Here is a 19,837-nt window from a genome sequence, read left to right on the forward strand (position 1 = left end):
TGGTGAAAGGATGAAGGCGTGAATTTCGCGTGCCGCGCGCCAGAATTAGCCGCCCCTCCATCCTTCATTGGAGAAATCCACTAGATTGACTGACGGCTGGATAAATCCGATGGAATAAGCGAAAATAAGCCTAGGATAAGCGAAAATAAGCTAAGCCTAAGCCCGTCATGGCGTAAACTGGTTCAGCGCAGCAGCGTGTAATCTGGGGGGCGTTTGGTTCAAACCGGTGTGGTTTAACCTGTATGATCATCGTTATATCGTGTTTCGCCGCTTCCGGGTCCATCGATTGAGCGTCCGGCCAGACAATCGGTATTTACTTGCAAGTATGCCCAAAAAATTGACTTCCACTCCCGGATTTGGTTGACTTAAGGGGAGAGAGGAACAGAAAGGAAGGGAAGCTTAGATGAAAAAAGTTACATCTCCCGGAGAATTTCAGGTCAGCATCCAATCCAGCAGCCTGGTGATCGCGGTTTTTAAAGCGGACTGGTGCGGCGATTGCAAATTTATAGATCCTTTTATGCCGGAGGTCGAGGAAAAATACGCGGACCGGCTAACCTTCATCGAAGTGGATGTGGATCAGGTCGGCGAAGTGAGCCAGGAGCAAAACATTCTCGGCATTCCGAGCTTCGTGGCCTATACCGACGGCCGCGAGCTCGTTCGCTTCGTCAACAAGCTGCGCAAATCGCGCGAGGAGATCGAGCAGTTCATCGGGCGGGCGCTGGATGTTTACCATACGCTGCATGATACGCCGGAGAGAAGAGATCTGTGAAGAGGTAAAGCCGCCTTCAAAGCCGGTTTTAAAGCAGCACGCCTATTGCATACGTGCTTAATCAAGCCACCGCCCCGGCCAACCGGGGCGGTGGCTTCTTTTTTGTAACTTTTTACGCAGGTTGCCTATGAAAGAGGTTGCTTTATCGGTTATAATGAGAAGGATATGTCAACCGAATGAAGATAATGAAGATACAAAGGTGTGAACCATTTGAATACGAGACAATTAAAATGGCTCAGTTATGCTTCCTGCTTGGTGATGTTTCTGGCTACCTTGGGGGGCAGCGTCGTCACCAAAACGGAGTCCGGACTGGGCTGCGGCAATGAGTGGCCGCTTTGTCACGGCAAATTCGTGCCTGCCCATACGATCGCTTCGCTGATCGAGTATTCGCACCGGGCCGTGAGCGGAGCCGCCGGGCTGTTGTCGCTGGCGGTGTTCGTCGCTTTCTGGCTGTACCGGAAAAACCGCAGGGATCTCCAGCTCTTTTCTCTCCTGGCTTTGATTTTCGTGATGGTGCAGGCGTTCATGGGAGCGATGGCCGTCATCTATCCGACCTCCTCCTACGTAATGGCGCTGCATTTCGGTTTTTCGCTGATCGCTTTCGCCAGCTCGATTATGCTGGTGCTGGGCATCCGCCAGGAGGAACGCAGGCAGGCGGGATTCGCGCCAAAGGCCAGGGTGTCCAAAGCCTTCCGCAACCTGACCTGGATCGCAACCGGTTACACCTATATCGTCGTTTATCTCGGCGCCTACGTCAGCCATACCGATTCGGCGGGAGGCTGCAGCGGCTGGCCGTTATGCAACGGACAGTTGATCCCGGGACTCGCGGGGGGAGAGGGGATCGCCTTTACCCACCGGGTGGCCGCCTTCCTGCTGCTGCTCGTCATCGCCGCGCTTGGACATTTGGCCTTCTGGAAGCATCCCGATCTTCCCGAGATACGCAAGCTGGGGCTGGCCGCGACGCTGCTGGTCATCGTTCAAGTGTTCACCGGGGCGAGCATCGTGTTTACGCTGAACAACTATCATGTCTACTTGTTTACTTCGCTGGCGCACATTATCGTGCTGGCTGCGTTGTTCGGTGTGCTTTGTTACCTTAGCGTCCGCACTTGGCAGCTAAGCGGGAGGAACTCGGCCCTGGCCGATGCGCGCAAAGCGGTATAGGAGGATTGATCAACCATGAGTTATAAGAACTTGCGTCAATGGATCGATGCGCTGAAAAAAGAAAACCAGCTGGCGGTTATCGATGTTCCGGTCGATCCTTATCTGGAGCTGGCGGAAATCCACCGCCGGGTCATTGAGGAAGGCGGTCCGGCGCTGCTGTTCACGAACGTGAAAGGAACCCCGTTCCCGGTGGCGACCAATTTGTTCGGCACGGTGCGCCGTGTGGAAATGGCGTTTGGCACCCGTCCGGAAATGCTGGCGAACCGGCTGGTCGACGCGATACATAAGCTTTTGCCGCCTTCGCCGAAGGCGCTGTGGAATGAGCGGGGATTAATCCGGGAAGTGCTAAAAGTAGGGATGAAAACCGTCACCAAAAGCGATGCCCCGATTTTGGAGGTGTGCCGGACCGAAGCTCCGCTCAAGGATTTGCCGAAGGTGACCAGCTGGCAGGAGGATGGCGGCCCTTTCATCACTTTACCGCTCGTATATACGGAGAACCCGCTCCAGCCTAAGGAGAACAACCTCGGCATGTACCGGATTCAGCTGTACGACGATCAGACGACAGGGGTGCACTGGCAAATTCAAAAAGGCGGCGGCTTTCATTACCATGAGGCCGAGAAACGGGGCGAGCCGCTTCCGGTTTCGGTGTTTCTGGGCGGCCCGCCGGCGATGATCGCTTCGGCGATTTCCCCGGTGCCCGAGCATTTGTCCGAACTGCTCGTCGCTTCGTTTATTCTCGGCGAAAAGCTGCCGATGGTCGACAATCCGCTCGGCGGCCACCGGATTCCGGCGGAATCCGAATTCGCCATCACCGGGCTGGTGCCGCCGCATGAGCGCCGGCTGGAGGGCCCGTTCGGCGATCATTTCGGGTATTATTCCCTGCAGCATGAATTTCCGGTGCTGCACGTAAACCATATGTGGCACCGCAAGGACGCGATTTATCCGGCGACGATCGTCGGCAAGCCGCGCCAGGAAGATTATTATTTGGGCGACTTTCTGCAAAAGCTGCTGTCCCCGGCTTTCCCGATCGTCATGCCGGGCGTCCGCTCGCTCTGGACCTATGCGGAAAGCGGATTTCACGCGCTCAGCTCGGCGGTCGTCCGGGAGAGCTATTCCCGCGAAGCGCTTGTCTCGGCGCTGCGGATTTTGGGGGAAGGGCAGCTGTCGTTGACGAAGATTTTGATGCTGACGGACAAGCCGGTGGATCTGGCCGATTTCCGCCTGCTGCTTAAGACGGTGCTGGAGCGCTTCGATCCGCGTACGGACTTGTTTATCCTAAACAATACCTCGCATGATACGCTGGATTATACCGGGCGCAAGCTGAACCACGGCAGCAAGGCGATTCTGATCGGGGTCGGAGACCCGGTGCGCGAGCTGCCGCAGGCTTACGACGAGGGCGAGATTGCCGAGATCGAGCGGATCCGCGTTTTTCATGACGGATGCCTGGTCGTGTCCGGGGCGTCTTACGAGAAGGAGCCTAAGCTTGCGGAACGGCTGCTTGGCCGGCTGCGCGAACGCGGCACGAGCTGGCCGCTGGTCGTCCTGGTCGATGACGCCGACGCGGCGACCCGGAACCAGACCGCCTTTTTATGGACGGTGTTTACGCGCTTTAATCCGGCGGACGATATTTTTGCCGCGGCCGAGGTGCGCCAGCATCATCTGGCCTATACGCTGCCGCTGGTCGTCGATGCCCGGATGAAGCCGGGGTATCCCGACGAACTGTTTCCGCGGGAAGATATCGTGTCTTTGGTGGATGAGCGCTGGAAATCTTATTTTTCGTGAAACGGGGACTAACGAATGCTGCGAAGCTTACTTGGCGAACCGCCGAGACGAAATGAAGGCCGGCTGGCCGAGACGTTGGGCGCGATGGCGCAAACCGTGAAGCTGCTGCAGCGGGAAATGAAGCGGCATCAAGATCCAACCCATGATTTCCGCAAGCTGGAAGTTTGGATGCACGGCCTGATTACCTCGTTGGACGAGTTGGAACAGTGTCTGTTTGCCGCGGCTTTTTTCCGCAAAAAAGTGCGGACCGGTTTCGTGGACGATATGGGCTCGGACGAACGGGAGAATTATGCGCGGTACGTCTTTTTTTACAAGGACGGGTTTATTCGGGTGTTTTCCTCTCTGGACAAGCTGGGCACGGTGCTGAACGAGCTGTTCAATTTGAACACGTCCAAGGTCAAGACGCATTTTTCCTACTTTACGGTGCTGCGCCAATTTGCTCATCTAAAGGTACATCCCGAGCTGGGCGGCAAGCTGACGGCGATCAAGGAGGAGTACGGTGAGGTGCTGGGGGTGCTCAGGCGCCGGCGGAACACGGAAATCCATTACATGAACTCGGAAATGAAGGACGATCTGTGGCAGCGGCACCAGGCCCTTTACGGGAAGATCGAACTGGAGGATCTCGACCGGCATCTGCGGGATTTGGAGCAGGGTTACCGCATGGTTTGCGAAACCTTTTGGACCGTTTTCGATTATACGAACCGGCGGTGGAAAAAGGTCACAACAAGCTGACTTCAAATGAGCTATTTTTCCTTTGACAAAATGCGAGAAAGTCTTTATACTCAACAATAGTTTCAGAAAGCGTGAAATAGTTTCATCCAATTTAATATTTTTCTTATCGAGAGAGGCGGAGGGAAAGGCCCGATGAAGCCCAGCAACCGATTCGACCAGGGTGTTTTCGCGGGTAACCGCGGAGCTTGGCGGATGTCATGGTGCTAATTCCTTCAAAACCGATGGCTGCAGTGGCAGATTGGTTTTGGCAGATGAGAAGGCATTGTCTTTACGTAAAGAGAGCCCTTTGATTCTGTCAGGGGCTCTTTATTTATATAAGTGCGTGTTCAAAAAGTCGGGTTTTCAGGACCGAAGCGTATGCTTCCGAAGTGCGTTTTTTCAAAACGCTTGAGTTGGATGAAGCCAGGGACGAAAGTAGCGGAGCGTAGACAGATCTACGTGAGTCAAATGTTTCCGAAGGAAACATGCTTCGGAAGCATCCGCTTGGAAGGCTCGGCTGAATTCAAGATTCGATGCCCGATTTACTCCCTGAACTACTTCGTCATGGAAAGACGACTTTTTGAACAACCTCTATAAGCGGAAACGGCATGGAAAAGGGGGTTAGGAGCTTGATTGAACTCAAAGGCATCACCAAAATTTACAGCGGCAAAAAAACGTCGACCACCGCGTTGTCGGGCCTCAATATGAGCGTGCAAAAAGGGGAAATCTTCGGCGTCATCGGCCACTCGGGCGCCGGCAAAAGCACGCTGATCCGCTGCATCAATTTGCTGGAACGTCCGACGCAAGGCGAGGTATGGGTCGGCGGCGTGGAGCTGACGAAGCTGGGCAAACGCGAGCTGCAGCAGCAGCGGCGCAAAATCGGCATGATTTTTCAGCATTTTAACCTGCTGTCGTCGGCTACCGTTTATGATAACATCGCTTTTCCACTGACGCTGATCGGAACGCCGAAGGCGGTCATTGCGGAAAAGGTGAACAGCTTGCTAACATTGGTCGGTCTGGAAGAGCACCGCCATAAATATCCGGCGCAGCTGTCCGGGGGCCAGAAGCAGCGGGTCGGCATCGCCCGGGCGCTGGCGAGCGATCCCGATGTCCTGCTGTGCGACGAAGCGACCTCGGCGCTCGATCCGCAAACGACGGATTCGATTTTGAAGCTGCTGCTGGACATCAATAAGAAGTTCCATTTAACGATTTTGCTCATTACGCACGAGATGCACGTCATTCAAAGCATCTGCGACCGGGTGGCGGTCATTCATGAGGGCGGCATCGTCGAGGAAGGGCCGGTAACCGAGGTGTTTCTGAAGCCGAAGCATCCGGTCACGCGCGAGTTTATCCACCGGGACGCCGCCGGGGAGGAAGGCGTCAAGCTGGCCGCTTCGGTGCCCCGTCCGGCATGGTCCCGGCTGGTGAAGATCACGTTCCTCGGGGCAAAGACGTATGAGTCGGTATTGTCCCAGGTCGTCCGGGAGACCGGTGTGAATTTCGCCATCCTGCAGGGGACGATCTCGACGATCAAGGAAGTGCCGTACGGGCAGCTTACCGTTTCGTTTGAAGGCGCGGACGCCGATGTCGACCGGACGCTGTCGCTCCTGAAAGCGCGGGATCTTGATGTGGAGGTGATCGGGTAATGTGGAATGTGGATTTTACCGGGGTGGATTGGCCCGAAATGGGTACCGCTACGATCGACACGCTGAAAATGATGGGGTACGCCTCCTTGTTCACGTTTTTGATCGGGCTTCCGCTCGGGGTGCTGCTGTTCACCTGTTCCCGCTCGCCGTCCGCGGTGCTCGGCTGGATTTACCGGATTGCCTCGTTTATCGTCAATATCCTGCGTTCGGTTCCGTTTATCATCCTGATCGTCGCCTTGATTCCGGTGACCCGGGCGATCATGGGCGTTTCGACCGGCGTGGAAGGGACAATTCCGCCGCTTGTGATCGGGGCCGCTCCGTTTTTCGCCCGTTTGGTGGAAACGGCGTTGCGCGAGGTTGATCGCGGGGTGATTGAAGCGTCCCAGGCGATGGGCGCCTCATCGTTCCAAATCATCCGCAAGGTGCTGCTGCCGGAATCGCTGCCCGGCCTGATCGCCGGGATGACGATCACCGTCGTGACGCTCGTGTCCTACACGGCGATGTCGGGCATGGTCGGTGGCGGCGGACTCGGCGACCTGGCCATCCGTTACGGTTACTACCGTTACGAGTCGGGAGTGATGCTTGTCTCTGTCGTATTCATGGTCATTCTGGTGCAAGTGCTGCAAATGCTGGGCGACCGGCTGGTTATCTTTTTTACGCGGAAATAAGGAATTACCCAAATAGATATGAATCCTTATTCAAAACACATTTTAAGGGGGAAGAACTGCAATGAAAAAATGGACTTTATCTTTGCTTACGCTGGCGCTTGTATTGGTACTCTCGGCGTGCGGCAGCAACAACGCGGCAAATAATGGTGCGGGCAGCGCTGCAGGCGGAAACGCCGGTACGACGAATGCCGGGGCTGCTGAAGGCAGTTCGGAAAGCGGGGACACGAACACCGCGGCTGAACCGGTGAAACTGGTCGTAGGCGCAACGGTGCCTCATGCCGACATTTTGCGCTTCATCGCGCCGAAGCTGAAAGAGGAAGGCGTTGAGCTTGAAGTCAAGGAGTTCACCGACTACGTGCAGCCTAACGTACAGCTGTATGAACAAGAGCTTGACGCAAACTATTTCCAGCATCAGCCATATCTTGACGAGCAAAACAAGCAAAACGGTTTTGACCTCGTTCCGGTGGTAGGCGTTCATGTTGAGCCGTTTGGCGCTTACTCGAACAAATACAAATCCGCCGACGAAATTCCGGACGGCGCGAAAGTCGCGATTCCGAACGACCCGACGAACGGCGGGCGGGCGCTGCTGCTGCTGCAGAAACAAGGCTTGATCAAGCTGAAGGATGACGCCGGCATCTCGGCAACTGCAAAGGACATTACGGAAAATCCGAAAAACCTGCAGTTTAAAGAAGTCGACGCGGCCATACTGCCTCGTCAGTTGCCTGAAGTCGATCTGGCGCTGATCAATACGAACTATGCGCTGGAAGCCGATTTGAACCCGACGAAGGACGCTTTGTTCATTGAGGACAAAGACTCGCCGTACACCAACATTTTGGTAGCCCGCCCGGACAACAAAAATTCCGACGCGATCCAAAAGCTGGCCAAAGCGCTGACTTCCGACGAAGTCAGAACGTTCATCAACGATACGTACAAAGGCGCGCTTGTGCCGGTATTTTAAGCCATTGTTATAGTTATCCCGCTGCGAGAGCAGCGGGATTTTTCTGTTATTGGCGACTCCTGCACGTACCTGTCTGGTACATTGTTGAATAATTGTAGAATGTACACTTATCTACTAGGATATGTGGTTATATGAGTGTTAAATGCAAATCCTGCACTTAAATCTGTGTAATCCCAAGGGACGACGGAATTGTTTGGGTGTAGTTGCATGATATGCAATTAAAGCATATGACTCAGTAACTTTAGTTAAATCTAGTTGTAACTTTTACAACTAACCGTTCAAATACGTGTACCGATAGACGTGTCTTTCACGTGATTTTAAATTTGTCCAACATTTGTACACCCTCCAAAATAAAGGGGAAAGGGATGAGTTTGCAGAATAACATGCTCAACCGGAAACAAAGTTAACCGATGATATTTATCTAAGCGGGATGACTGGCTTTGCACAAAACGCAGAACGGTTTTGCCGGAACTAGTTCTTAAAAGGAGGTTGTTGTCCATGGGTTCGGTTCAACCCGGAGCTTTTCAAGGTTTTTTCCCCGAAACATTGACGTTCCTGGAGGAAGTGCAGCGCAACAATTCCAAGCCGTGGTTTGAGGAAAATAGAGCGGTATATACGCGGTTTTTGCTGGAGCCGATGCAGTCGTTGGTGGCGGATTTAAGCGAAGGTATGCTGGACATCGATCCGATGCTGGAAACCCGGCCGGCCGTCAATAAAACGATCTCGCGCATCCATTGCGACACCCGTTTTTCGAAGGATAAGCTCTTGTACCGCAACACCATGTGGATTACGTTTAAACGGCCTTCCAAGGAATGGAGGGACGCTCCGGCGTTTTTCTTCGAGCTGCATCCCGATTCTTATCGTTACGGCATGGGATATTACGGCGCAACCAAAGAAACGATGGACAAGCTGCGCGAATGGATCGATGCTGAGCCTGAGCAGTTTCAACGAGTCACTTCATTTTTCAACTCGCAAAATACGTTTGTGATCGAAGGGGAGCGTTACAAGCGAATTCTTGATCCGGCAAAATCCGCTGAAGTGCTGAACTGGTATCAGCGTAAAAACTTGTATTTGGTCCATAACGAGGTCGTTAACGACAAGCTGTTCAGTTCCGGGTTGGTCCGGGATCTTGCGTCCGGCTTCAATTTATTGGCGAAATTGTACCATAGTCTGTACAAGCTCAAAACAATGTAAAGTCTTTGGCCGTTTGTAGGAACACGCCAAATCTTTTATACTTGAAGTAAACGTGCAGTTTGGGAGGAGGAGTAGGAACGTTGCTGGGTAAGGTTGCCCTAATCACCGGGAGCGCCAAAGGTCTCGGAAAAAAGACGGCGCTGACGCTGGCCGCGCAAGGCTGCAATATCGCGCTGAATTACGTACATAGCGAATCGGAAGCGCTCTCCCTTCGTTCCGAAATCGAGCGGATGGGCGTGCGCTGCATCGCGGTGCAGGCGGACATATCGCATGGAGAGCAAATCGAAGATCTGGCCCGGCAGGTGAACGAAAGCTTGGGGACGATCGACATCCTCGTCAACAACGCCGGTCCTTTCATCCGGGAGCGCAAGCTGTTCGCCGAATACAGCCAGGGGGAAATTCTGGAGATGATCAACGGCAATCTTGTCGGAACGATGCTGCTGGATCATCAGGTGCTACAGGGCATGCGGGAAAAAAGCTGGGGACGGATCATTCACTTCGGCTTCGGGCACGCGGCGGAATCCCGGGCCTGGCCGCACCGCGCGGTGTATGCCGCCGCCAAAACGGGACTCGTCTCCTTTACGAAGACGCTCGCTGTCGAAGAAGCGCCGTACGGGATTACCGTCAATATGGTATGCCCCGGCGACATTCGCGGGCGGAACAAGGAGATTTCGATCCGCGAGGCGAGGGAGAAGCAGGACGGCGAAACGCCGCTCGGCCGGCCCGGCAGCGGCGAGGACATCGCTCGCGTCATCGCTTTTTTGTGCCATCCGGATTCCGATTTCATCACCGGGAACATTATGGACATTTCCGGCGGGCTGGACCCGATCCGCCCGTGGATCAAACCTATGTAATGCATAGCGGCAAATAAAAAAAACTCGGCCTCGCCGGCTAAAACCGGTCGGGCCGAGTTTATTATTGCATCATGATGGTCTTAGAATACTTGGACTACCTCTTCCACGCCTTCCACTTCTTCAAACAGGGCGCGTTCGATCCCCGCTTTGAGCGTGATGGTGGAGCTTGGGCAGCTGCCGCAGGCACCCATCAGTTTCAGTTTGACGATACCGTCCTCCACGTCGACCAATTCAACGTCGCCGCCATCGCGTTGCAGGAAAGGACGCAGTTTGTCGAGCACTTCGGAAACTTCGTCATACAATCTATCTTGTACATTTTCGCTCATCTATGTTCAACTCCTTTCTTGACTTATTATAATACAGAATAGATAAAATTTAAATGCTTCTTAAGCGGGAGGCCGAAAAGTGAAGCCGATTATTGAATTTTGTGCAAACAATGCCGGTTTTGGGACCGGCGAGGCGATCCGCAAAGTGCGTGAATTGCAGGATTGCGATGTTTACGAATACGGCTGCCTGACCAACTGCGGTACCTGCTTTATGTTCCCATACGTGCTGGTCGACGGGGAGCCGGTGGAGGCGGAAAACGCCGACCGGCTGTATGAGCGGATTCTGCTGAAAATTAAGGAATCCGCGTCCGCGGACTAACGCAAATTACATCAGGCACATTCCGGGGTTATCCAATATGATGCTTGGACATCCACAGCACGCCGCTTTTGAGCAGGCGCGGGACGCGGCCCTTCACCTGCGTTTTGCCCATGAGGCCGAAACCGGCTTTTTTGCCCAAGGAGCCCAGCGTCCCTTTCAGCTTGATCGGGTGCAGCCGGGGCTGTTCGCCGGGCCACAACGCGGAGGCGACTTGAGCGATTTGATGGCCTTGTCCTTCGGCCGCCTGCGCGCTGGGCGAAAACGGCAGGCTGGCGCAGTCGCCGCACACGAACACTTCCGGATGCTCCGGAATTTGATGGTATTCGTTCAGCAGCACGCGGCCCTGGCGATCCTTGGCCACATCCAGCGCCTGTACGATGTCGACGGGGCGGATGCCGGCCGTCCAGACGGTGACATCGGAAAGGATGTCGCCTTGTTCATGGTGAATGACCCCGGGTTCGAGGGATTGAATCGCTATATGGGACAGCGTTTCAACCTCATGCTCATGGAACCATTTCTCCACATATTCCGAAAGCTTCGGCGGAAAAGCGGAGAGCACGCGCGAACCGTGGTCAATGATGGCGATGTTCAGGTCCGGCCGGCTTTCCCGCAGCTCGGCGGCGACTTCGACGCCGCTGAGTCCGCCGCCGACGATGTTGATTTTACTGTACGGCTTCGCGTTGTTCAGCCGCAAATACGTTTCGCGAACCGCGGCGAACGACTGGATGGTGTAAGAATACTCCGCCGCTCCGGGAATCCCGTGGAAATTGTCGGTGCATCCCAGGGCGATCACCAACTGGTCATATTCCAACGGTTCGCCGTCTTGAAATAAAATGCGCCGCTGCTCCAAATCCACCGAGGCGACTTCCCCGAATTTGATCGTAAGCCCGGGATAATCGGGAAAAGAAACCCGCAATTCATGGTCCGAGGCGGTTCCTGCCGCCAGGGCGTAGTATTCGGTTTTTAAGCTTTGAAAGGGCATTCGATCAACGAGGACGACTTGTATGTCCGAAGGGATGCGGCGGCCTTTGAACAGCTCGTGAATCACGGTCGTTCCGCCGTACCCTCCGCCAAGAACAACGAACTGCTTCTTCATTCGAATTCCCCTTTTGCCGGAACTTTAGGCGCAAGGCTTGATCCGGTCTTTATTCGTAAACTTTGATTTCGTTGTAGAACGTGTCCCGCTCCACCGGGATGCGCCCGGCCCCTTTGACGAGCCAGATCAGCTCTTTCAGCGTGAGCCCTTCCGGCGTTTGCGCTCCGGCTGCGTGGCTGATTTGCTCCTTCAAAATCGTGCCGTGCACGTCGGAGGCTCCGAACGTGAGGGCGACTTGCGTCAGCTGCACGCCGATATTGATGAAATACGCCTTGATATGCTGGATATTGTCGAGCATCAGCCGGCTGATCGCGATCGTTTTGAGATCCTCGTACGCGGAATTCCGGCGCATAATGCTGGCGTTTTTGTTGCGCGGCTGCATGGACAGCGGAATAAACACGCTGAATCCGCCGGTCTCGTCCTGAAGCTCGCGGATTTGAATCATGTGGCGAATCCGGTCCTCATACGATTCGATCGATCCGTACAGCATCGTCGTAGGCGTTTTCATGCCTAGCTCGTGAGCGGTCCGGTGAACGTCCAAATACTGCTGGACATTCGCTTTCTCCACCTTCATTTTTTCCCGGTATTGGTCGGATAAAATTTCCGCGCCGCCGCCGGTTAACGACTGCAGGCCGGCTTTTTGCAGCTCCACCAGCACTTCCTTGGTGCTGAGGCCGCTAAGCCGGGTGAAAAACTCGATTTCCGCCGCCGTATACGCCTTGAGCGTCACATCCGGAAAACGCTCCTTCAGCGCTTTGAGCGAATCCACATAATATTGAAAAGGAACATGATTATTATGCCCACCTACGATATGGAATTCTCGAACGCCGGGGGTAATGTGCTGCTCCACGAAAGCAACCATTTCCTCGCCGGACAGTGTGTATGCTCCTTCTTCGCCCTGATCTTTGCGGAAGCTGCAAAACGCGCAGTGCGACTCGCATACATTCGTAAAGTACAGGCTCATATTTTCGATAAAATAGACCTTTTTGCCGTTTTTCCGCAAATTGACCTCATTGGCTAATTGCCCAATAGTCAATATATCGTCGCTTTCATATAGATAGACCCCGTCCTCCAGAGTGAGGCGTTCCCCGCGGCGTACTTTATCGGCAATTTCCGCCATTTTTTGCTCCGTGTTGGGGGTGACGACTGTGGACATGACATTCCCTCCGTTTCCAACGATTCTGACAATGAAACCACCATCCTATTATAAACCTCACTTTTTAAGGGGGCAATAAGCCTACCCCTTGGAAAATGATTCGGCAATGAGAAATATCGCATTTATCGGATTTATTGGATTTGTTGAGCGGATTCGGGTTGTGGAGTATAATTTCTTATAAAGGAGTGTGAAAAACATGATTACGATTAGCGACAGCGCATTGGCGCGGATTAAAGATATGCTCGCTGAGGAGGAAACGCCGAACATGTTCCTTCGCGTCGGGGTCAATCCCGGCGGCTGCAGCGGTTTTTCATATGGCATGGGACTCGACGATCAGGAAAGCGAAGACGACGTGTACATGGATGTCAAAGGGCTTAAAGTGGTGGTCGATAAGGAGAGCATCCGTTATCTGAACGGGCTGGAGATCGATTTCAAGGAATCCGGCATGAGCGGCGGCTTCACCATCCACAACCCAAACGCCATCGCCACCTGCGGCTGCGGACAGTCGTTCCGCTTTAAAGATGAGGAGGGGCAGCCGCAGCCTTGTGATTGAGGAAAGGCGTAGCGGCGCGGTTTCCATTTGTTGATCCAAGCGCAAGCCGAAACGGAAACCATTGCTCAAATGAACGTTTGGGGATGCGGCTCGCGGTGCTAAATTGAGCGTTATCGACCCCGATTAACTCTGTACATTAACAACCTCGAAATCAGTGTTTTAGGGTTGAAGATCACGGCCTCTACTGCGTAAATACACGCTTTGGAGGTCGTTTTATTATGTCGTTAAAAAAACGGGAGAGACGCGTTCCCAGGGGCCTGGACAGCCGCGAGTACCCACGAATCACACTGGACCCGCTGGACTTTGTGATAAGCGCTAAAAGGGCTGAGGGGCTGTGCGAAAGGACGCTTGTTGATTACGCCTAACCTAAAAATCGGTGCTTGATTAACGGGTTAATCTTGAATGATTAAGCTATTCGGAACATTTTCTACGCTAACGGTTGTCATCGGGCTTATTCGAGCGAAAAAGCAGTGGTTTCTATATTTAACGGTTGTCATTGCACTTATTTAGGCAAAACTGCCCCATTACTGCCGATAATACGGGAAATAGGCTCGCTGGCAACCGTTACAATTTGTACTCGCTCGTTTTTAGCCAAATAGCGTTGCCCGCAACCGTTAGATTTTTTTCGCCCTCTCAAAGTCAAAGCGATATTGGCGCAGACGAACCGCCACGATTTCGTAGGTTTCCAGAATTACGTCGGAATCGTGACGTTTTAGACAGCTGGCTTCGCATATCGGAGTTGTTGCGGTTTCTGATATTGATATTTTCGGCCGTGATTTGTCGGGAGATTCGGTCGGGCGAATCCGTGAGGGAATAAATTAAACTTAACATCATCGGTTATCCGCTCTTTCAGAAACAAAAAAGCGCAGACTCAATGCAAGGGATTTTGCTCCGAAGGTCTGCGCTTTTTAAAATTAAATTGACTTAATTATACTAGATGGTCGGTGGATGGTATGTACGAAATTGCACTTAATAGGTTCATTTATTCACTTTAGTGAAATAGATCATTTTTCACTATCAACCAGCATTATGATCTTGCTTATATCGTTAGTTCCCAATGCTTCAGCTATTTTAACAATATGTTCAAAATTGATGTTTTCCCGCTTTCCGTTGACTAATTCCGAAAGAGCAGCTCGCCGCACGTTTGACCGCGTCGAAAGTTCATTTAATGACATACCTCTTTCTGCGAGAAGTTCCCCAAAAGTGACCTTTACTTTCAATGCCATAAAATTGCCTCCTCAAAAGTCTTGACTGTACGTTTATACGTACAGTATAATCAAACTAAGAGTTGTACGTATTAACGTACAATCAATAGTATACATTGTTATTTCGCAAAAAAACATAGTTTTGCGCTACTTTGTCGCACCCATTTTAGATTTAGGAGGCGAAGGCCATGTATCGCGGAGGCCGGCGGATAAACGGGCGACTATATGTCCGGACACGCGGCGGAAACTGGATTGATTTAAGGTTAATTATTTCAAATTTAAGAAGGGCGTAGCGGCATTGGAGGGATGATTCGAGTGAACTTCGTAAAAGTAACGGAGGTTTGCGAAGACCCTGACGGTTTAGGCGAAACGAGCGTACTTGTCTACGATGGGGTCAAATTAAGCGGAAATATCGCGGTCTACGTGGATCGATCCGGCACAGGCACGTATCTCGTTGTTGAGAGAGTCATTGAAACGGAGAGCGGGCTGCGGACGGTCAGCGATCCCGGTAGCGTATTGTTTGACGCCAATCTGCCGCAAAAGCTAACGATTCAGGAAATCGCCGCTATGACTGCGCTCGAAATATTGGAGGTGCTTGCATATGCCGGAAACCATTGATCTTGAACGCGTTTTGGTCGTCGATGGCTATTTCTGCAGCGATCCGCTCGATTATGATCTGCACCGGGCGTGGCTAATCCGCGACGACCTGGCGCTATATTTTAGCGGTAACTATCTTGTTTTGCGCTGTGTCACGCGTTATGCCGACACCGCAAACCATCCGCGCCTTTACATTTCACGCGAGATCAAGTATTCCGTTCGGGTCGCGAAGGGGATCGAGCAGACGGACGAGATTGTCGCGGAGGTGGCCTCCTGCCTGCTGCGGATGTCGGCGCTCGACTTTCTTGTCGAATGTGTTATGAACGATCCGGACGCCGGGGAAGAGTTCAGAGTTGTACAATAGGGCTGCGCTACCTGATGAACCTACGCGGCTGCAACGGCTCAAGGTGCGCCAACACCGCAAGGGACCTTTTAGGAATATTTATCCACCATTTTAAGCAAATAATTTCGAAATTCTTCAACATAGGATTTGGGCTCTACGATTTCTAAATTTGTACCGAAGCTTGCTAAAAATTGAAATCCAATACTGTTTTGAGGAACATGAACGGTTGCCAAAAAAAGTTCAGAACTATAGTTTTCAATACTCTTTCGACCATACCTTTCCACGAAATGATCTTTTATGCTGGGCGAAATCAACGCTTTTACAGCGACTAGTTCCGGTTGATAACTGGCTTCATGTTCCTGTTCTAATGAAAAATCTCTAGGGTTAAATGTTTTTTCATCCATATGAAGATGATCGATCCGAGATAATTTAAATGTTCTATATCTCATGCGATGCAAACAGAAGCCTTTCAAATACCAACTCGTTTCGCTAAAATGAAGCTGGTATGGCTCGACCATTCTATTCGTTTTCATGCCATTTTTATCGATATAATTAAAAGTAATTAACCTTCTCGCTAAAATTGCTTCTTGACACTTCTTCAAGGTTTGAAGAATTTCAGACCGGCCCTCCCAATCATAAAATGACAGTTGGATTGAACCTTTCGGCGACAATGGGCTAACCATGGCTTCTATTTTTTTTATAGTCACTGCAACTTCTTCGCTAATAAGAATTTGTTCCAATCCGCCGAGCGCAGTCAATATATTCTCCAAGTCGGAGCTGCTTAAAAGACGTTTATCAAACTTGTATTCATCCATAATACCATAGCCGCCATGAACCCCGTTGACAGAATAGATGGGAATGTTTGATAAACTCAGTGTTTCCATATCACGAAGAATCGTTCTTTTGGAAACGTTAAATAATTGTGTGAATTCTTTGGTTGAAACCACATCCTTTTTCAGCAATATCATGATGATGGATATTAATCGCTCAACCTTTTCCATATTTTCTCCTTCTTTTTTGGTTCAAAACCGAGATCTGTGCTTGACAAAATAAATTATGATAGCGTTTGTGTCTTGGTATCCCTGCGTGCTGCTTTGCACGATTATCTCCTTTGTTCAGGGGGGGAGAAGGTGGGGGCTAATCACGGTCCTTTCATTTTTCACGGTGTCTTCGTCAGGTCTGCTTCACTTCTCCTAAACCTCCTTCCACAAACCTGTCTAACGATTCGAACATGTCTGCTTCTCCCAACATCATTTACTTCTCCTGAAGAATTTATCTTCCTCTCTGTTTCCGGATCAAACGGGATAATCGTGCAAAGCGTCCGGACAGCGGATGTTGAACTGCCGATATTTCTTACCATGATCGGTGTATTTTATTTATAAATGGTGACATACTTATGTCACCTCTTATTCATTATACTACATTCATAACAAGAAGGAGGGTTTTGCTTTATGTCAGCTATTGTATATTTAAACTTTGATGGAGTTGCAGAACAAGCGATTGATTTTTATTCGAAGGCTTTAAATGCGAAAGAAGTTAAAAAAGTAAAATTTAAGGATTTCCCGCAAGATCCAAACTATCCATTGCCGGAAAATGAATTAAATATGATCATGGAGTCTTCCGTCGAATTTGCAGGCGGGAAAATCATGATATCGGACATTTTGCCTTCCATGACGGCGGTAATGGGGGAACTAGTGAAAGGAAATAATGTACTTATTAGTTTGGTCAATGATGATAAACCAACATTGGAAGAATACTTTAACCATTTATCTGTTGGCGGCCATGTTGTGATGCCGTTATCCAATACGCCTTGGTCTTCGTGCTTTGGAATGCTGGTTGATCAGTTCGGAGTTTCCTGGAAATTTAATAGTGACGCAGATCAGTTCCTTGATAACGTAATTTCAAACAAACAGTAACTCATTCTAAAAATGGTCTTGCAGCTGAAGACCATTTTTTTATGTACCCATTAACTTAAACAGGTATATATGGATCATCAAATTAGAAAGGAAAAGGGATTTTAATGATGGAAATTGAAAATTTAATTCAAGTAAAATCGAGAGGAGATTTAAGGATCTGGCTGCAGGAAAATTGCAAGATTGAAAAGTTCTGCTGGGTGTTGGTTAGTATGAAGCCCACCCCTGATATGTTGTTATATTTGGACGCCGTAGAGGAAGCGTTGTGCTTTGGATGGATTGATGGGGTCAAAAAGAAAATATCTGAAACGGAGCTGGCGCAGAGACTGTCTCCTAGAAGTAAAAAAAGTTCGTGGACTGAATTAAATAAAGAACGTGTCCGCCGCCTTGAAAAGTTGGGGTTAATAAGAGATGAGGGAAGAAAGGTTCTTCCTGATATGAATCCGGATTCTTTTAGAATAGATAAGGGGATAGAGCAAAGGCTAAAAGAGGAAAGGCAAGTATATGAGAATTTTATGGCTTTTCCTGATCTTTATAAAAGAGTTCGGATCGACACAATCCAGAGCGTTAGAAATCAGCCGGAATTATTTATGAGTAGATTAGACAAATTCATAACAAACACGAGAGAAAATAAAATGTACGGTCAATGGAATGATAATGGTCGCCTACTGGATTATTAATATCCCCTGGGTTAGTTTCACCAGGTAAAACGGGTTATGTTTAAATGGCAGCAATACTCCGCGCTTTACGTGAAGGACAAGAGGTGATAAACGCAAAACTAGACGCACGACCGTGACTATATGTACTTAGCGTAACCAAACTGTCCAACCGCCGATTGGCTCAGTTTAATCGGGAAATTTTATTGGGATAAACGCAGAAAAGCGCCGCGATTAAACGGCGCTTTCTTTATGTTGCAATATACGCGAGACAATACCGGCTCCAATCGCCTGCATAGCCGATTTTACGAGGTACTGGCCGAGAATGGCTGCCGGAACCGCAGACCACGGAAGGATTCCGGCCCCCAGCGGAGAGAGTCCGATGATGACAAAAACCGCACTATCGACCGCGCCGCCAACCAAACCGCTGTATAGCACACGTTTTGCCAGACTGGCTTTCAGACGCGTAAATATCTCGGTATCAATCGTTTCGGATAGCGCAAAAGTAATCGCGCTGGCCACGGTGATGAGCAGCGTGTCGCCAAGCAGGGCCGACGAAATTGCGGACAAGACTAGAGCAGCTAAAATTACCAAATATGTTGCGCGGCGTCCAATCCGTTTTTGCACCAGGTCCCGAAGAATAAACGTCGCACCTATCAGAAACGTCCCCATCGGAACGATAAACGGTCCCCAAGCCAGGGGAGAAAAGGCCGCCGTTATTACGTTTGCACTGATAATGGCCAATAAATACAAGATGACCCGGATCAAGCGGCCTCACCTAACCTTTCGTATTTTTTCGTGCATAGCCAAGTATACCATCTTCTTTATGCTGCGTCTCCGCCGTTTCGGCATGCGGCTGAATAACTAAAATAAAGGCGCGGGTTCTTTAGTTGAGAACACCGCGCCTTTTGACTTAATAGTATTCGCCTGGATTGCCCAGGTATAATGTTCAGCTTGTCCAATGTAATCCTCCTAGTCTCAATTTAATCCATGCGTTTACCGGCCTGGCACAACGTTCTGATTGGAATTATCCAATTGATTGGGAAAATGACTTATAAGCCATCCGGCTGATTGGATAATTCCAATAGATTAGGTTCGGCAGAGGGCAAAACAGGCGGGTTGCGTGAATTCTATTGGATTTTTCCAATGAGAGTTCAAAATTGCGGGCGATTTCAATCGATCTATTGGATATTTCCAATTAAAGATGGAGCCAATGAGAAGCGAAGCTACTGGAGCGACGGCCCCCCTACTTCACTTCCTCCAGCAGCTCGGGCGAATCGTTCCGGACGTTGCCGACCTTCGGCGAGACCGGATAGGCGCGCATTTGGTCGGCATCGTAGGGCCTGAGCAAGCGGAGCAGGGCAGGGACGTCCGCATGGTCGCGGGCCAGCCACTCGGCCTCGTCTTCCCGGTGGAGGATGACCGGCATACGGTTATGGATTTCGGCCATCAGCGCATTGGGCTCCGTAGTGATGATCGTGCAGGTGGCGAGTTTGTTCCCGTCCGCGTCCGCCCAAATATCGTAAAGCCCGGCCAGGGAGAACGGGCCGCCGTCCTGCAGGACGATCCGGTACGGCTGCTTAACCCCCTCCCGCTGCTGCCATTCGTAAAAACCGTCGGCCGGGATGATGCAGCGGCGGGAAGCCAGCAGGCGGGCGAAGGAAGGCTTTTCGGTTAACGTCTCGGCCCGGGCATTGATCATTTTGCTGCCGATTTTATCGTCCTTCGCCCAGGAAGGCACCAGCCCCCAGCGCAGTTCCCCCAGCCGGTTGCCCGTTTTGCCCTGGATGATCGCGGGGATAAACTGCATGGGAGCGGCATTGTACCTCGGCATATAATTGAAGATTGCCGATTCCTGGATAAGGTAATGCAGCATTAATTCATCGATCGGCAGTGTAATCGTAAACCGCCCGCACATATCGAATCCCTC

At 51.1% G+C, this 19,837-nt stretch carries 22 protein-coding genes and 1 riboswitch; of the genes, 15 read left to right on the plus strand and 7 right to left on the minus strand.

Annotated features, from left to right (window positions below; all coding sequences use genetic code 11):
* Window positions 1-403: 403 nt before the first annotated feature.
* The 9 genes from DYE26_RS29625 (at window position 404) to DYE26_RS29665 (ending at window position 9,743) form a co-directional block, all read left to right on the plus strand.
* Window positions 404-769 carry a thioredoxin family protein gene (locus DYE26_RS29625; RefSeq protein ID WP_036620049.1) on the plus strand — a complete coding sequence of 122 codons (366 nt, stop codon included), beginning with the start codon at window positions 404-406 and terminating at the stop codon, window positions 767-769.
* Window positions 770-979: 210 nt separating this feature from the next.
* Window positions 980-1,930 (plus strand): COX15/CtaA family protein, encoded by a 951-nt coding sequence (locus tag DYE26_RS29630; protein ID WP_036620051.1) that lies wholly within the window; start codon window positions 980-982, stop codon window positions 1,928-1,930.
* Window positions 1,931-1,945: 15 nt separating this feature from the next.
* Complete coding sequence (locus tag DYE26_RS29635) at window positions 1,946-3,712, plus strand: UbiD family decarboxylase (protein WP_036620052.1); 1,767 nt, start codon at window positions 1,946-1,948, stop codon at window positions 3,710-3,712.
* A gap of 15 nt (window positions 3,713-3,727) precedes the next feature.
* Window positions 3,728-4,444, plus strand: coding sequence for a Cthe_2314 family HEPN domain-containing protein (locus DYE26_RS29640; protein ID WP_036620054.1), 717 nt, complete (start codon window positions 3,728-3,730; stop codon window positions 4,442-4,444).
* A 100-nt stretch (window positions 4,445-4,544) separates the two neighbouring features.
* Window positions 4,545-4,702: riboswitch (SAM riboswitch) on the plus strand.
* 350 nt (window positions 4,703-5,052) lie between these two features.
* Window positions 5,053-6,069: a methionine ABC transporter ATP-binding protein gene (locus DYE26_RS29645; RefSeq protein ID WP_036620055.1), complete on the plus strand. Its 1,017-nt coding sequence runs from the start codon at window positions 5,053-5,055 to the stop codon at window positions 6,067-6,069.
* Window positions 6,069-6,737, plus strand: coding sequence for a methionine ABC transporter permease (locus tag DYE26_RS29650; RefSeq protein WP_036620058.1), 669 nt, complete (start codon window positions 6,069-6,071; stop codon window positions 6,735-6,737). Before DYE26_RS29645 ends, DYE26_RS29650 begins: the two co-directional genes overlap by 1 nt.
* A 61-nt stretch (window positions 6,738-6,798) precedes the next feature.
* Window positions 6,799-7,695, plus strand: a complete 897-nt coding sequence (locus tag DYE26_RS29655; protein WP_036620060.1) for a MetQ/NlpA family ABC transporter substrate-binding protein — start codon at window positions 6,799-6,801, stop codon at window positions 7,693-7,695.
* A gap of 498 nt (window positions 7,696-8,193) precedes the next feature.
* The gene (locus DYE26_RS29660) at window positions 8,194-8,889 is read left to right on the plus strand and encodes a DUF2461 domain-containing protein (protein ID WP_036620062.1); all 696 of its coding nucleotides are present in this window, start codon (window positions 8,194-8,196) and stop codon (window positions 8,887-8,889) included.
* Window positions 8,890-8,969: 80 nt separating this feature from the next.
* Window positions 8,970-9,743, plus strand: coding sequence for an SDR family oxidoreductase (locus DYE26_RS29665; RefSeq protein WP_036620064.1), 774 nt, complete (start codon window positions 8,970-8,972; stop codon window positions 9,741-9,743).
* A gap of 80 nt (window positions 9,744-9,823) precedes the next feature.
* Here DYE26_RS29665 and DYE26_RS29670 read toward each other — a convergent pair whose 3' ends face one another.
* Window positions 9,824-10,069 (minus strand): NifU family protein, encoded by a 246-nt coding sequence (locus DYE26_RS29670; protein WP_036620067.1) that lies wholly within the window; start codon window positions 10,067-10,069, stop codon window positions 9,824-9,826.
* A gap of 79 nt (window positions 10,070-10,148) precedes the next feature.
* Between DYE26_RS29670 and DYE26_RS29675 the strand changes: the two genes are divergently transcribed.
* Window positions 10,149-10,388, plus strand: coding sequence for a YuzB family protein (locus DYE26_RS29675; RefSeq protein WP_036620069.1), 240 nt, complete (start codon window positions 10,149-10,151; stop codon window positions 10,386-10,388).
* 28 nt (window positions 10,389-10,416) lie between these two features.
* Here DYE26_RS29675 and DYE26_RS29680 read toward each other — a convergent pair whose 3' ends face one another.
* Together DYE26_RS29680 and mqnE are read right to left on the minus strand one after the other, a co-directional pair.
* Window positions 10,417-11,484, minus strand: coding sequence for an NAD(P)/FAD-dependent oxidoreductase (locus tag DYE26_RS29680; RefSeq protein ID WP_036620070.1), 1,068 nt, complete (start codon window positions 11,482-11,484; stop codon window positions 10,417-10,419).
* 49 nt (window positions 11,485-11,533) lie between these two features.
* Complete coding sequence (mqnE, locus tag DYE26_RS29685) at window positions 11,534-12,640, minus strand: aminofutalosine synthase MqnE (protein WP_036620072.1); 1,107 nt, start codon at window positions 12,638-12,640, stop codon at window positions 11,534-11,536.
* A gap of 196 nt (window positions 12,641-12,836) precedes the next feature.
* On the opposite strand from mqnE, the gene DYE26_RS29690 reads away from it, so the two are divergent.
* A complete protein-coding gene (locus tag DYE26_RS29690; RefSeq protein WP_036620073.1) occupies window positions 12,837-13,193 on the plus strand; it encodes a HesB/IscA family protein in 357 nt (118 codons plus the stop codon).
* 1,004 nt (window positions 13,194-14,197) lie between these two features.
* Here the strand turns inward: DYE26_RS29690 and DYE26_RS29700 are convergent.
* Window positions 14,198-14,419, minus strand: a complete 222-nt coding sequence (locus tag DYE26_RS29700; RefSeq protein ID WP_036620074.1) for a helix-turn-helix domain-containing protein — start codon at window positions 14,417-14,419, stop codon at window positions 14,198-14,200.
* A 294-nt stretch (window positions 14,420-14,713) separates the two neighbouring features.
* Here DYE26_RS29700 and DYE26_RS29705 point away from each other — a divergent pair, with 294 nt between their 5' ends.
* Complete coding sequence (locus DYE26_RS29705; RefSeq protein WP_036620075.1) at window positions 14,714-15,016, plus strand: hypothetical protein; 303 nt, start codon at window positions 14,714-14,716, stop codon at window positions 15,014-15,016.
* Window positions 15,000-15,359, plus strand: coding sequence for a hypothetical protein (locus DYE26_RS29710; RefSeq protein WP_036620078.1), 360 nt, complete (start codon window positions 15,000-15,002; stop codon window positions 15,357-15,359). The genes DYE26_RS29705 and DYE26_RS29710 overlap by 17 nt, the downstream gene beginning before the upstream one ends.
* Window positions 15,360-15,427: 68 nt before the next feature.
* Here the strand turns inward: DYE26_RS29710 and DYE26_RS29715 are convergent, their stop codons facing one another.
* A complete protein-coding gene (locus tag DYE26_RS29715) occupies window positions 15,428-16,339 on the minus strand; it encodes a helix-turn-helix transcriptional regulator (protein WP_036620081.1) in 912 nt (303 codons plus the stop codon).
* A gap of 450 nt (window positions 16,340-16,789) precedes the next feature.
* Between DYE26_RS29715 and DYE26_RS29720 the strand changes: the two genes are divergently transcribed.
* Together DYE26_RS29720 and DYE26_RS29725 are read left to right on the plus strand one after the other, a co-directional pair.
* The gene (locus DYE26_RS29720; RefSeq protein WP_036620084.1) at window positions 16,790-17,254 is read left to right on the plus strand and encodes a VOC family protein; all 465 of its coding nucleotides are present in this window, start codon (window positions 16,790-16,792) and stop codon (window positions 17,252-17,254) included.
* Between the two features lie 107 nt (window positions 17,255-17,361).
* Window positions 17,362-17,931 carry a YdeI/OmpD-associated family protein gene (locus DYE26_RS29725; RefSeq protein ID WP_036627629.1) on the plus strand — a complete coding sequence of 190 codons (570 nt, stop codon included), beginning with the start codon at window positions 17,362-17,364 and terminating at the stop codon, window positions 17,929-17,931.
* Window positions 17,932-18,141: 210 nt separating this feature from the next.
* Here the strand turns inward: DYE26_RS29725 and DYE26_RS29730 are convergent, their stop codons facing one another.
* Together DYE26_RS29730 and DYE26_RS29735 are read right to left on the minus strand one after the other, a co-directional pair.
* Window positions 18,142-18,672 carry a VUT family protein gene (locus DYE26_RS29730; RefSeq protein WP_036627630.1) on the minus strand — a complete coding sequence of 177 codons (531 nt, stop codon included), beginning with the start codon at window positions 18,670-18,672 and terminating at the stop codon, window positions 18,142-18,144.
* 481 nt (window positions 18,673-19,153) lie between these two features.
* Window positions 19,154-19,825, minus strand: coding sequence for an SOS response-associated peptidase (locus DYE26_RS29735; RefSeq protein ID WP_036620088.1), 672 nt, complete (start codon window positions 19,823-19,825; stop codon window positions 19,154-19,156).
* Window positions 19,826-19,837 lie beyond the last annotated feature (12 nt).

It is taken from the genome of Paenibacillus macerans (genome assembly GCF_900454495.1).
Classification (GTDB): domain Bacteria; phylum Bacillota; class Bacilli; order Paenibacillales; family Paenibacillaceae; genus Fontibacillus; species Fontibacillus macerans.

Excerpts from the sequence above, each read along its gene's own strand:
- DYE26_RS29715 (WP_036620081.1), bottom strand. The coding sequence starts at position 16,339 with ATGGAAAAGGTTGAGCGATTAATATCCATCATCATGATATTGCTGAAA.
- DYE26_RS29725 (WP_036627629.1), top strand. The coding sequence starts at position 17,362 with ATGGAAATTGAAAATTTAATTCAAGTAAAATCGAGAGGAGATTTAAGG.
- DYE26_RS29625 (WP_036620049.1), top strand. The coding sequence starts at position 404 with ATGAAAAAAGTTACATCTCCCGGAGAATTTCAGGTCAGCATCCAATCC.
- DYE26_RS29670 (WP_036620067.1), bottom strand. The coding sequence starts at position 10,069 with ATGAGCGAAAATGTACAAGATAGATTGTATGACGAAGTTTCCGAAGTG.
- DYE26_RS29710 (WP_036620078.1), top strand. The coding sequence starts at position 15,000 with ATGCCGGAAACCATTGATCTTGAACGCGTTTTGGTCGTCGATGGCTAT.
- DYE26_RS29635 (WP_036620052.1), top strand. The coding sequence starts at position 1,946 with ATGAGTTATAAGAACTTGCGTCAATGGATCGATGCGCTGAAAAAAGAA.
- DYE26_RS29655 (WP_036620060.1), top strand. The coding sequence starts at position 6,799 with ATGAAAAAATGGACTTTATCTTTGCTTACGCTGGCGCTTGTATTGGTA.
- DYE26_RS29650 (WP_036620058.1), top strand. The coding sequence starts at position 6,069 with ATGTGGAATGTGGATTTTACCGGGGTGGATTGGCCCGAAATGGGTACC.
- DYE26_RS29660 (WP_036620062.1), top strand. The coding sequence starts at position 8,194 with ATGGGTTCGGTTCAACCCGGAGCTTTTCAAGGTTTTTTCCCCGAAACA.
- DYE26_RS29640 (WP_036620054.1), top strand. The coding sequence starts at position 3,728 with ATGCTGCGAAGCTTACTTGGCGAACCGCCGAGACGAAATGAAGGCCGG.
- DYE26_RS29735 (WP_036620088.1), bottom strand. The coding sequence starts at position 19,825 with ATGTGCGGGCGGTTTACGATTACACTGCCGATCGATGAATTAATGCTG.
- DYE26_RS29720 (WP_036620084.1), top strand. The coding sequence starts at position 16,790 with ATGTCAGCTATTGTATATTTAAACTTTGATGGAGTTGCAGAACAAGCG.
- DYE26_RS29690 (WP_036620073.1), top strand. The coding sequence starts at position 12,837 with ATGATTACGATTAGCGACAGCGCATTGGCGCGGATTAAAGATATGCTC.
- mqnE (WP_036620072.1), bottom strand. The coding sequence starts at position 12,640 with ATGTCCACAGTCGTCACCCCCAACACGGAGCAAAAAATGGCGGAAATT.
- DYE26_RS29700 (WP_036620074.1), bottom strand. The coding sequence starts at position 14,419 with ATGGCATTGAAAGTAAAGGTCACTTTTGGGGAACTTCTCGCAGAAAGA.
- DYE26_RS29680 (WP_036620070.1), bottom strand. The coding sequence starts at position 11,484 with ATGAAGAAGCAGTTCGTTGTTCTTGGCGGAGGGTACGGCGGAACGACC.